Source organism: Streptomyces sp. 8N616 (assembly GCF_052246385.1).
In the GTDB taxonomy this organism is placed as follows: domain Bacteria; phylum Actinomycetota; class Actinomycetes; order Streptomycetales; family Streptomycetaceae; genus Streptomyces.
Map to the genome: position 1 here is coordinate 136,940 of NZ_JBQQBY010000021.1, position 11,529 is coordinate 148,468.

Below are 11,529 nucleotides of genomic sequence, written 5' to 3' on the forward strand. Positions count from 1 at the left end.
CTCCTCCGGCGCGGCATCTCAAGGGAGTGGGCCGGATCCGAACGTCGCCCGCGCACGCCTGAAGGGCCAGGTCAGGCCAGGCCGGTCAGGTCGCGTCCGGCAGATCCAGCCGGTAGCCGCGGCCGCGGACGGTGGTGATGAGGGCGGTGCCGAGTTTGCGTCGGAGGTAGCGGACGTACACATCGACGATGTTGGAGGCTTCGTCGGCGTCGTATCCCCACACCGTGGAGAGCAACTGCTCGCGGAGCAGCACGCGGCCGGCGTTGCGCATCATGACCTCCAGGAGTGCGAACTCCCGCGGACTGAGCTCGACGATCCGACCGTCCACTCGGGCTTGGCGCGTGCGGCTGTCGAGAGCCAATCCGGCGCGGTACAGCGCCGAGTTGTCACCGTCCTGCAGCCGCAGGCGGATTCGCGCGAGCAGTTCCTCGAAGCGGAACGGCTTCGCCATGTAGTCGTTCGCACCTTCTTCGAGGCCCTTGACCGTGTCGACGACACCGCTCCGAGCGGTGAGGATGATCACCGGCAGTGGACAGGACACCGCGCGGAGACGGGACAGGACCGTGAATCCGTCCTCGTCCGGCAGGCCGAGATCGAGGACGAGGAGGTCGAAGTCCCCGGACAGGGCCCGGTGCCGGGCAGCTGCGCCGTTGGTGACGACGGTGGTCAGGAAGCCGTGGGAGCGGAGCCCCTTCCCCACAAAGGACGCGATTTCGGCTTCGTCTTCGGCAATGAGGATGTGGGCGGAAGGGTTCTCTGCTGGTCGCATGGCACCTTGTGAAGAGGGATCTCGAGGGTGAAGGTGGCCCCGTGACCGGGACGGTTGTTCAACGTGACCTTGCCGTGGTGCGCTTCGGCGATGGCCTTGACGATCGCCAGACCGAGGCCCGCGCCGCCGGATCCGCGAGCGCGGCCGCCGCGCGCGAACCGCTCGAAGATACGGTTCTGCTCGGCCGGTGGCACGCCGGGGCCGCTGTCCCGGACCCAGAGTTCGGCGACACCGTCGTGTACTCGGCCGCCGATCCAGATGCGCGCGTGTTCCTCCGTGTGCTGGGCCGCGTTCTGCGCGAGCTGGATCAGCGCCTGTGTCAAAAGCTGGCGATCGCCGTGCAGCATCCCAGGGGGCGTGTCGTCGGCGAGTTCGAGCATCCACCGGCGCGGCGCCAGGGCCGACGCCTTGACGTACACCTCCTCGATCAGCTCCGGCAGGACGACGTCCCCGGGCTTCAGGGATTCGGGGCGACGTGCCTGGGCGAGCATCAGCAGCTCCTCCACGATGCGGTTCATCCTGTGCAGCTCGTCGATGGCCACGTCGACGGTTTTTCGGCGGGCGACCGGATCGTCGACGTCGAGCAGCTCCAGATGGCCGAGGACGATCGTGATCGGGGTGCGCAACTCGTGACCGGTGTCGTCCATGAACTGCCGCTTCGTGGCGAACGACTCCTCGAGCCGGTCGAGCATGGCGTTGAAGGTGGTCGCCAACTGGGATATCTCGTCCTCGTCGTGGACCGCGATACGCGCGGTGAGGTCGGTCTCGCTGATCGACCGGGCGGCGTCCCGGAGCAGCAGGAGCGGGGCGGTGAGGCGTCCGGCGAAGACCCAGCCCACGCCGGCGGCCAGGAACAGCGCACTGAGGCCGAGGAGCATTTCCATCCGGATGGTGTCGCTGATTTCGGCACGCTCGGTTTCGGTGAATGTGGCGACAACGAGGACGCCGTGAGCGGGATCCCCCTCGACCGTGACGGGTACGGTCACGTACCGGATGTGCCCGGCCGCAGTGGTCGCGTCGCCGTAGGCGGGCCGGGGCGCGGCCGCGAACTCGGTCACCAGGGCGGAATCGGTGTCCAGTCGGGTGGGCGGTTCGATGGCGGTACGCCGGAAGGGGTCCCCGTCGACGAGCGTCAGCAGTGTCTGGTTCTGATCGGGAACCTGGTTTCGCAGAACGGATACGAACAGTTCGCGGACGCCGGACCGCGGTTGGTCCGCGCTCGGGCGGTGGCCCTTCACAAAGGTCCGGAACTCGCGGATCTCGTGGGCGAGTTCCGCGTCGACGCGCTCATTGAGGCGCGCCGAGAGGATGAAGCTCTCGACGATGGTGATGAGGCCGAGGGTCAGACCGACGAGCAGCAGCATGCGCCAGAGCAGCCGCAGTCGGATCGAGCGGAACCCACGGCGCCGGAAAAGGCTCGGGCCCGTCTCCACCTGCTGCGGCTGCTCTTGCGGTTGTGGCTCGTCAGTCGTCGCCACCGCCGCCGTCATCTCCGTCACTGTCCTCGTCGCCGTCTCCGCTGGTCGAGCTTGGGGTCACGGTCGGTGTCGGTGTTCCCGCATCCTCGCTGCTTGCAGGGGGCGGGGATACGGGCAGCACCGGCTCCGCCTCGGGGGATGAACGGTTCTCCGACGTGGTCGGCGGCCGGGTCGGTGGCGGCTCGGACCCGTCCACGACGTCTTCCTCCGACGGCCCGGTGCCGGTCGGCTGCCCGGTCTGCTGGGGCGAGCCGGCCGACGGGGAGGACGTCTCCAGCCGCCCGCCGTCCTCGTACGGTCGCCCCGACGGTCTCGCGGCCGACGATCGCGGCGCGCGCTCGACCACCACCGGGTTACCGAGTTGTGGGGCCGGGGCCCGCTGTGCACTGATCACCGGCGCCGCGGTGAGGAGTGACAGGGTGAGCGCGGCGACGACCGTACGAATGCGGCGGGCTCTGGTCATGCGGGCACGTGCTCCCGGGAGGGGTCGCTGTGAGCCCCGGCCTCTGACCCGGCGGAGACCTCCATGGCGCCGACGGGGGCGAAGGTGCCGGTGGCCGGGTCCAGCAGGTGCATCTCTGCCGAGCCGATGTCGAAGAACATGCCCGTCAGGTGCAGCGTCCCAGCTTCGACCCGCTCGCTGACACCCGGGTAGGCGAGCAGGTTGTCCAACTGCTGGAGGACGTTGAGCCGCCCCAGCTGGTCCTGCTTCGAGCCGGCCACCTCCTCGGCCTCCTCCGTCGCGGAGTCGACGCGGTACCGGGCCATGGTGTGGGCACCGTGTGCCAGCCACGCGTCTATCGGACGATCGCCGTCTCCGGCGCCGTCGAGCAGCGCGCCCATGGCTCCGCAGCCGGAGTGGCCGCACACGGTGATCGTGCTCACCCCGAGAACCTCGGTGGCGTACTCGATCGCGGCAGCCACAGACACGTCGGCGTCGCCTGAGGCGCCGCCCCCAACGGGACGCGGAACGAGATTTCCCACATTGCGCACGGTGAACAGGTCACCGGGGCCGCTCGCCGTCATCAGATGCGGGACCAGACGGGAGTCGGAACAGGTGATGAACAGCTGGGAAGGCGACTGACCCTGCTCCGCGAGCTCGGCGAGGACAGGCCGCACCAGCGGAGCGGTGACGCGCTGGAACTCGCTGACCCCCTGCAGCAGATGAGCCTTCGGCGCCACCTCGGGCCGCCGGTGCGTCCAGGGGAAGAACCAAGTAGCCACCGTCGTGGGAGACTTCCGGCCCGCCGGAGTGCCGGACACCGCGTTCTCGTACCAGCTTTCGTGCACCTCATCGATGTCCACCCGGCCGCCGAGCCGCTCATGTGTAACGCGCCAGTTGTGCAGAGCCTCGAACGCGGCGTGGTCCAGGTAGTCCACATTCAGGTCGACATCGACGCACACGCCCGGCGGCACCTGCGCCAGGGCCCGGTTCAGCCGGGGGACGGCGGTGAAGGTCAGCGAGCCCTCGACCACCACGTGCCAGAAGTCGCCCTTGTACTCGGTACGGATCTTGGTGTGAGTCAGCCGGTAGAGCGCCTGCAGCACGGCGACGCCGATGCCCAGCGCCACGCCCTCCAGCAGATTCAGCTCCACCACGCCGAACGCGGTGACGACGTATATCGCCAGTTCCCGGTGGCGCCGTAGCTCGCGTATCTCCTCGGGCTTGACCATCCGCACGCCCAGCACGACCAGGAGCGCGGCCAGCGCGGCAAGAGGAATCTGCTCGACCAGCCCGGCGGCGAGTACGACGAAGACGATGACCCATACGCCGTGCAGAATGGTCGAAGCACGGGACTTGGCACCGGCCGCGACGTTGGTGGAGCTGCGCACGATCACACCCGTGACGGGCAGACCGCCCAGCAGGCCGGATGCCGAGTTCGCCAGGCCCTGGCCCACCAACTCGCGGTTGAGACGGGCGCGCGGGCCGTCGTGCATCCGGTCCACCGCGACCGCGGACAGCAGGGACTCGATGCTCGCGATCACCGCCATGGTCAGCGCGGCCAGGGCGATGGCGCTCCAGCTGCCGTGGGGCATCTCGGGGGCCAGGCCCAGGTCCAGGACATTCGCGGGCAGGTCCACCCGTACGGCGTCCAGGCCCAGCGTGGACGCTGCCACGGTGGCCAGCACGATCGCCACCAGAGCGGCGGGCACCGCGCGGACCTTCGGCAGCTTCGGCCACACCAGCAGTACGGCGATCACGATCACGCCGGCCACGGCGGCCGCCGGGTTCGCGTGCAGCACCTGACCGGGAAGGGCGACCAGGTTCTCGGTGGCGGAGCTTGACGACTTTCCGCCGAGTACCACGTGGATCTGGGCCAGGGTGATCGTGATTCCGATACCGGCCAGCATGCCGTGCACGATGGCGGGCGAGATGGCCAGCGCCGCGCGGGCCACGCCGAGGCACCCGAGCGCGATCTGGATGAGACCGGCCGCCACAGTGATGGCGCAGGTCGCCGCCCATCCGTACTCGTGCACGAAGCCCGCGACGACCACGGTCAAACCGGCCGCCGGTCCGCTGGCCTGGAGCGCGGAACCGCCGGCGGCCCCGACGACGATGCCGCCGACCGCTGCGGCGATCAGGCCCGCGGTGATCGGGGCACCGGAGGCCAGAGCGATCCCGAGCGACAGCGGGATCGCGACCAGGAAGACGACAATGGAGGCGGGCAGATCGTGACGGAGATGGTGAAGACCGCCCCACTTCGGTGATCGGGGATGTCGGGAACGGTTCAGGCTCTGGTCGTCCGGATGGGTCTCAGGGACAGTGGCACGTGAGCTGTGCGACGACATGGGTGCGTCCTCCACTCAGGCATGCGGGATGCGGACAACACCCAGGCAACGCGAGCGCGTTGAACCATCCCGGCCGAAGGACAGGCCGCGGATTTGCTATCTGTTGATCGGTTCATGAAGTTCCCATGAGGAACCTCTCATGGACGTGCGGACTCATCAGCGCCCTGCTGGAAGCGGCGATCGGCCGCGGCGGGATGGGCGAGGTCTGGCGCGCTTGCGACGAAGTGCTCGGCCGCCCCGTGGCGGTCAAGCTGCTGATCGGCAGGGAGACGGACGAGCAGGCAACCACACGGTTCCGGCTCGAAGCCCAGACCGCGGCACGGCTCAACCACCCCCACGTGGTGACCATGTTCGACTTCGGCTCCTGGGACGATCGCTTCTACCTGGTCATGGAGCTGGTCGACGACACCAGTCTGGCCCAGGAGCTTGCCGCGGGCACCGGGTTCACCGCGCGGCGGGTCGCCGGTATAGCCGCCCAGGCCGCCGCTGGCCTGGCGGCGGCCCACCGCCGCGGCGTGATCCACCGAGACATCAAGCCGGGCAACCTCATGCTGGACGCCGACGACGCGGTCAAGCTCGGCGACTTCGGTCTCGCCCGGTTCGTCGACGACGCTTCCGCCGCGCTGACCAGCGCCGGCCAGATCGTCGGCACGAGCCTGTACCTCGCGCCCGAGCGTGCGCTGGGGCACCCCGCAGGCCCCGCCTCCGACGTGTACTCCCTCAGCTGTGTGCTCTACCAGCTGCTGGTGGGCCATCCGCCTTTCCGGGCAGACACCGCGACAGCCGTACTCCATCTGCACGTCGACCGCCCACCCGTGCCTCCCTGTACAACTCCCAGGTCATGAACCACGTGACCAGCGGCCCGTTGACGGCGTTCGGCCAGGACGTCGATTGCGCGAATGCTGAGTTCGCCGACCAGGCGAGCGACCAGGGCCCTCAGGTCGTCCGATTTCACCCCTGGCGCCCGTAGTCTGCCTGTACGAACTATTCATCTCGAAAGGAGCGAATTGTGACCTCTCGTCTCAACCCGTACATCAGCTTCTCCGGCGATGCACGGCAGGCCATGGAGTTTTACAAGAGCGTCCTGGGCGGCAATCTGAGGCTGAACACCTACGGCGACTTCGGCTCCGAGGCGCCTCCCGGATACGACGACAAGGTCATGCACAGCATGCTCGAGACCGCCAGCGGATTCACGCTGATGGGCGCCGACAATCCACCGGGGGTGGAACACAAACCCGGGAACAACTTCGCAGTGAGCCTGAGCGGCGACGACTCGGACGAACTGCGCGGCTACTGGGACAAGCTGTCCGATGGCGGCACCGTGTCCGTCCCCCTGGAGAAGCAGATGTGGGGCGACGTGTTCGGCATGTGCACTGACAAGTTCGGTATCACGTGGATGGTCAACATCAGCGAGCAGGGCTGATCCGGACGTCGGCGCGTCGGCGACCTAACCCAAACAACGCCGTCCGTGTCCAGGTCCCGCCACACGCGACGCCGCGCAGTGTGGTGGGAGCTGGCGTCACGGTCCGGATCGCGGGAGCAGGCATTACCGCCGGGTGGGGAGGGGGAGCAAGACGAATCTGGACCGGTGGTGCGGGCCCGCTGGGGCCGGGCCGTCAGATCGGCACCGGCCCCAGGTCCCGGGGCTTCCGGGGATCAGCTCTGAGTCGGGGTGAGCACGACGAAGTCCGCGTTCGACGGGTCGAGGCAGACGGCCAGCCGCCCCACGCCCTCCGCGTCCTCCGGCCCCATCTGCACGCTGCCGCCGTTCTCGGTGACCTTCGCGACCGCGGCGTCGCAGTCGGCGACGGCGAAGACCGGGTGCCAGTACGGCCGGCCGCCCGCCAGGGCGAGGTCCTCCTTGGGCAGCTCCATGAGGCCGCCGTGCATGCGCTCCTCGGGGAGGCCCGACGGGGTGATGAGGGTGTAGGTGCCACCGCCGCCCGGCAGCTCCATGTCCTGGAACTGCCAGCCGAAGAGGCCGCCGTAGAACTCTCTCGCGGCCGCGGCGTCGCTCGTGTAGAGCTCGGTCCAGGACAGCGAGCCCGGCTCGTCCACCATGTCGACGCCCTTGTTCTTGCCCGGCTGCCAGACGGCGAACTGGCCGCCTAGCGGGTCGCTGTACTGCGCCATCCGGCCCCAGTCGTCGAGGTCCATCGGCGGCACCCGTACCGTGCCGCCCGCGCGCTCGACGGCCTGGGTCGTGGCGTCCGCGTCGGCGGTGCAGTAGTAGATCATCCAGGCCGAGCGGGCCCCCTCCTCGGTGAGCTTGCCGAGTCCGGCGACGATTTTGCCGTCCTTCCGGAACATCCCGCCTTCCATGTCCTCTCCCTCCCCCATGGACTCGTACTCCCACCCCAGCACCGCGCCGTAGAAGGCCGCAGCGGCCCGGACGTCGGGCGCGCCGAGGTCGAGCCAACAGGGGGAGCCGGGGACGAACTCAGTGGTGATCATCGCGATTTCCTTTCGCAGATCCTGTGTGTACTCAGCGTGACACCGGCCACTGACACTCGCCCGTCGGCCGCTCCACGGCTGGGCCGGGCAGCGGAAGGGACGGGCGAGGCAGCGCCGGCGGTCACTTCTCGTAGGCGTCGACCAGGCCCTGGGTGTCGATCTTCTTCATCCCAAACATGGCCTTCATGACCTGCTCGGACTTGGCGGGGTCGGGGTCGCTCAGCAGATCGGTCAGCGTCCTCGGCACGATCTGCCACGACACCCCGTACTTGTCCTTCACCTTCCTGATCCGCGAAGTCCACGTAGAGCGAGATCGTCTCGTTGAACTTGAACTCCGGCCCGCCGTTCAGCGCGATGAACTTCTGCCCCGCCAGCTCGAAGGTGACGGTCATCACCGTCCCCTCCTCCCCGGGCCCGCCTTGCAGTACCGCTGCACGCCGGTGATCCGGGCGTCGTCGAAGACGGAGGTGCAGTGCTCGGCCGCCTCTTCGGCCTGTTTGCCGAACCACAGGAACGTCGTGATCTTCTGCATGAGGCTGCTCTCCTCGCTGCCAGGGGTCGCTGGCCGACGTCACTTAGACCGCCGCGGCCGCCGAAACTCATCGGTGGGTCCCCACACAGACGAAGCTGCAGGACACGGGGGGTGTCCTGCACCTTGTGGTGTGTTGCCGTCCGGGGTCGAAGCAAGTCGATATGCCCTGCGAGGGCCGCAAGATCGTGAGAGCGTCCCATGGATCACGTGCCTGATTGCGACGACCGCGGGCCCTACACAATGAAACGTCGGGTTCGGCCGTCAATTCGCACAGCCGGCGATCCTTCGCCTCACCACCAGGCGCAACCGCCGACAAGAACCCGCGCGTGACCTCCCGCGCCCGCTCGGCCATCTGCGGGGCCAGCCCCATACAGGGGCTCAGAGTCTTCCCCCGGCGAACACCCCACCGCTTCCTCCGGCGCCTAGGCACTTCCGACACCTGTCCGACTGCCCCGAAAACATCGCACCATCCCCGACCCTCAAATGCGGCCGTACGGGATGACGAAAACCCTTCGATGGCGGCGCAGAAGCAGTCCGAGTTCAGGCTGCTGTGTCGGTGAGCGGAAATCGTCAACGGCCGTCGGTCGAGGGCTCCTCGGCTTGCCTTCCCGAACGACGGGTGTCCATCAGATGTCGCGGGATTCTCTGCTCGTTCATTTGGTGGCGCGCATGACCGTTTCTGCTCGGTATCTACTCACCGGTTAGCCGGAAGGAGTTCGTTCAAGGGAGCCTTACCGTGCCCTCATAAGCGGCTCTATGGTCCCAGTGACCAGTCGGCGGCGCTCAACAACCCAATTACTCACCCTTCTTGACGAAGGAGTAGATGTGGAACGCCGTAGTCTTCTTCGTGCCGCCGTCATCGGCGCCGGCGCGGCAGCCTTCTCCGGTTCCCTGTGGCGGCAGGCCGCCGCTTACCCCGCTCTCCCTGGTCCCAGCCCGTATGGGGCTCTGCAGTCGGCCGACGCCAACGGGATCATGCTCCCGTCAGGCTTCACCAGCCGCTTGGTCGCCCGCTCCGGGCAGAAAGTGGCCGGCACCAACTACACCTGGCACGGCGCCCCTGACGGCGGCGAGTGCTTCGCCGACGGCTCGGGCTGGATCTACGTATCCAACGCCGAGCTCAGCAGCGGCGCCGGCGGTGCCGGCGCCATCAAGTTCAACAGCAGCGCTCAGATCACCGGTGCGTACAGCATTCTGTCCGGCACCAACCGCAACTGCGCCGGCGGCTCCACCCCGTGGAACACCTGGCTGTCCTGCGAAGAGGTCCCCACCGGCTTCGTCTACGAGACCGACCCGTGGGGTGTGAACCCGGCAGTCCAACGGCCCGCCATGGGCCGGTTCAACCACGAGGCCGCCGCCTCCGACCCGGTCCGCAAGGTCATCTACCTGACCGAGGACGCCTCCGACGGCTGCTTCTACCGGTTCGTGCCCACCACCTGGGGCAACCTGTCCTCCGGCACCCTGCAGGTCCTCAAGGAGGTCTCCGGCGTACTGTCCTGGGCCAACGTGCCCGACCCGGACGGCAGCCCCACCCCCACCCGCGACCAGGTCTCGGGAGCCAAGATCTTCAACGGCGGCGAGGGCTGCTGGTACCGCAACGACATCTGCTACTTCACCACCAAGGGCGACAACCGCGTCTGGGCCTACAACGCCGCCGCCAACACGATCGCGATCGTGTACGACGACAACGTCCCCGGCGCCCCGCTGACCGGCGTGGACAACATCACCGCATCCGCTGCCGTCGGCGACCTGTACGTGGCCGAGGACGGCGGCAACATGGAGATCTGCATCATCACCCCGGACGACATCATCGCTCCGTTCCTGCGGGTCCTCAACCAGACCTCCTCCGAGATCACCGGACCGGCGTTCAACCCCGCGGGCAACCGACTGTACTTCTCCTCGCAGGACTTCGGCACCTACGAGGTCACCGGCCCCTTCCGCACCTCCCTGTGACCCATCGGAAACCACCCGCCTCCCTGTGACCGGGGTGGCGCGAGCCACGCCTCACTCCACGTGGCCCGCGCCACCCCCCGGCCCGGTCACGAGGCGACACACCCCACGCCGACGCCGTATTTCACCCAGCCGTGCCCACCACCGGTACCCCCCGGGATCCGTCTGTCGAAGCCATCAAGGCTCCTGATGCCCGCCTCCGACCACGGCCGCATCCTCGGACGCCGCCTCACTCGGCCACGACACCCACAACCCGCACCACGAATAGTCCTGTACGGGACAGGCGGACACCTGTGTCGGCACGTCTCATCATTCCCGTAGATCCTTCCCGGCGGTGCGGTCTCGCAGCTGCTGTTGTGCTCGGGACAGCCTCGCTGTCCCTGGTCGCCCTCGACCCCGCTACAGCATCAGCCGACACCTGTGGCTACACCTCGACCCGGACTCGCCATATCTCCCCGGCCCTGGTCACCGCTGGCTACGCCTTCGACGCCGTGCACGCCAACAGCGAGTTCTCCACCAGGCCCACCGACCACGACCCCCGGATCACGCGGCGCTGAGCCGAAGATCAGGCCCCTGTGGTGGCTCCGGGCCCCTGCGCCGGGGCCACCACAGGATCCACCCACCCCTGTCCCGAGGAGGATCTGTGTCCCGTTCCCGTGCCCTGTCCCGGCGCCGTTGGTTCGGCCTGACCGGTGCGACGCTGGCCGCCGTCGCGCTGTCGACGACGACGCTGACGGCCCCGGCGTACGCGACCCCGCCCAACATCCCCAGCAAGGCCACCGCACAGTCCGAGCTCAACGCCCTGACCGTCGCGGCCGAGGGCAGCATGACCGGCTACTCCCGGGACTTGTTCCCGCACTGGATCACCATCTCCGGCACCTGCAACACCCGGGAACAGGTGCTCAAGCGGGACGGGACGAACGTGGTCGTCGGCAGCGACTGCTACCCGGACTCGGGCAGCTGGTACAGCCCGTATGACGGCATCACCGAGCACGCCGCATCCGACATCGACATCGACCACGTGGTCGCCCTCGCCGAAGCCTGGCGCTCCGGAGCCAGCTCATGGACGACCAGCAAGCGCCAGGACTTCGCCAACGACCTGGCCTACCCGCAGCTGATCGCGGTCACCGACAACATCAACTCCGCCAAGGGCGACCAGGACCCCTCCACCTGGAAGCCGCCCGTTTCCTCCTACCACTGCACGTACTCCAAGATGTGGATACGGTCCAAGTACCACTGGGGTCTGAAACTTCAGTCCAGCGAGAAATCGGCACTGCAGAGCATGCTCAACACCTGCTCGTCATGACCGCGTTCACGTCCGCCTGACACCCGTGCCCGGCTGGTCACCCCTCGTGACCAGCCGGGCCGGTACGTGGAGCATTCCTGGCCTACCTCCCTTGAGAGAGCAGAAGTTCGTGCGCCAGCCTCGCCCCCGTTATCTTCTTCGCGGTCCTGCAAGAGGGCCGCTGGCCTCCGGGCCCGGCATGACTGTTCCCCCCTGTCGAAGGGATGACCTGGGGGGTGGTGTCACCGGGCCCGAGGGGTGCCGTTGGAGA

Annotated in this window: 9 protein-coding genes and 2 pseudogenes; 5 read left to right on the plus strand and 6 right to left on the minus strand. The window is 68.1% G+C overall.

What is annotated here, in order from left to right:
• Nucleotides 1–85 precede the first annotated feature (85 nt).
• From ACTWQC_RS20830 to ACTWQC_RS20845, 4 genes are read right to left on the minus strand one after another with little or no spacing between them, the layout of a single operon-like run.
• Entirely contained in the window at nucleotides 86–769 is a 684-nt protein-coding gene (locus tag ACTWQC_RS20830) for a response regulator transcription factor (RefSeq protein ID WP_443317257.1), read from the minus strand.
• A complete protein-coding gene (locus ACTWQC_RS20835) occupies nucleotides 667–2,259 on the minus strand; it encodes a sensor histidine kinase (protein ID WP_443317258.1) in 1,593 nt (530 codons plus the stop codon). Before ACTWQC_RS20835 ends, ACTWQC_RS20830 begins: the two co-directional genes overlap by 103 nt.
• Entirely contained in the window at nucleotides 2,234–2,710 is a 477-nt protein-coding gene (locus tag ACTWQC_RS20840; RefSeq protein ID WP_443317259.1) for a hypothetical protein, read from the minus strand. The genes ACTWQC_RS20835 and ACTWQC_RS20840 overlap by 26 nt, the downstream gene beginning before the upstream one ends.
• Entirely contained in the window at nucleotides 2,707–5,037 is a 2,331-nt protein-coding gene (locus ACTWQC_RS20845; RefSeq protein ID WP_443317260.1) for a SulP family inorganic anion transporter, read from the minus strand. Before ACTWQC_RS20845 ends, ACTWQC_RS20840 begins: the two co-directional genes overlap by 4 nt.
• 125 nt (nucleotides 5,038–5,162) lie before the next feature.
• On the opposite strand from ACTWQC_RS20845, the pseudogene ACTWQC_RS20850 reads away from it, so the two are divergent.
• Both ACTWQC_RS20850 and ACTWQC_RS20855 read left to right on the plus strand, forming a co-directional pair.
• Nucleotides 5,163–5,858: pseudogene (locus ACTWQC_RS20850) on the plus strand (serine/threonine-protein kinase); the annotation flags it as partial.
• Between the two features lie 188 nt (nucleotides 5,859–6,046).
• The gene (locus ACTWQC_RS20855) at nucleotides 6,047–6,460 is read left to right on the plus strand and encodes a VOC family protein (protein WP_443317261.1); all 414 of its coding nucleotides are present in this window, start codon (nucleotides 6,047–6,049) and stop codon (nucleotides 6,458–6,460) included.
• 233 nt (nucleotides 6,461–6,693) lie between these two features.
• Here the strand turns inward: ACTWQC_RS20855 and ACTWQC_RS20860 are convergent, their stop codons facing one another.
• Complete coding sequence (locus ACTWQC_RS20860; protein WP_443317262.1) at nucleotides 6,694–7,491, minus strand: VOC family protein; 798 nt, start codon at nucleotides 7,489–7,491, stop codon at nucleotides 6,694–6,696.
• A gap of 121 nt (nucleotides 7,492–7,612) precedes the next feature.
• A pseudogene (locus ACTWQC_RS20865) lies at nucleotides 7,613–8,023 on the minus strand (VOC family protein).
• 825 nt (nucleotides 8,024–8,848) lie between these two features.
• Here ACTWQC_RS20865 and ACTWQC_RS20870 point away from each other — a divergent pair.
• The 3 genes from ACTWQC_RS20870 (at nucleotide 8,849) to ACTWQC_RS20880 (ending at nucleotide 11,279) form a co-directional block, all read left to right on the plus strand.
• Nucleotides 8,849–9,976 (plus strand): alkaline phosphatase PhoX, encoded by a 1,128-nt coding sequence (locus ACTWQC_RS20870; RefSeq protein WP_443317263.1) that lies wholly within the window; start codon nucleotides 8,849–8,851, stop codon nucleotides 9,974–9,976.
• Between the two features lie 353 nt (nucleotides 9,977–10,329).
• Complete coding sequence (locus tag ACTWQC_RS20875) at nucleotides 10,330–10,530, plus strand: hypothetical protein (RefSeq protein ID WP_443317264.1); 201 nt, start codon at nucleotides 10,330–10,332, stop codon at nucleotides 10,528–10,530.
• An 86-nt stretch (nucleotides 10,531–10,616) separates the two neighbouring features.
• Complete coding sequence (locus ACTWQC_RS20880) at nucleotides 10,617–11,279, plus strand: HNH endonuclease family protein (protein WP_443317265.1); 663 nt, start codon at nucleotides 10,617–10,619, stop codon at nucleotides 11,277–11,279.
• Nucleotides 11,280–11,529: the final 250 nt, after the last annotated feature.

Bases quoted from the DNA above. Each gene is read 5' to 3' on its own strand.
- ACTWQC_RS20830 (WP_443317257.1), bottom strand. From the start codon at position 769: ATGCGACCAGCAGAGAACCCTTCCGCCCACATCCTCATTGCCGAAGAC.
- ACTWQC_RS20835 (WP_443317258.1), bottom strand. From the start codon at position 2,259: ATGACGGCGGCGGTGGCGACGACTGACGAGCCACAACCGCAAGAGCAG.
- ACTWQC_RS20840 (WP_443317259.1), bottom strand. From the start codon at position 2,710: ATGACCAGAGCCCGCCGCATTCGTACGGTCGTCGCCGCGCTCACCCTG.
- ACTWQC_RS20845 (WP_443317260.1), bottom strand. From the start codon at position 5,037: ATGTCGTCGCACAGCTCACGTGCCACTGTCCCTGAGACCCATCCGGAC.
- ACTWQC_RS20860 (WP_443317262.1), bottom strand. From the start codon at position 7,491: ATGATCACCACTGAGTTCGTCCCCGGCTCCCCCTGTTGGCTCGACCTC.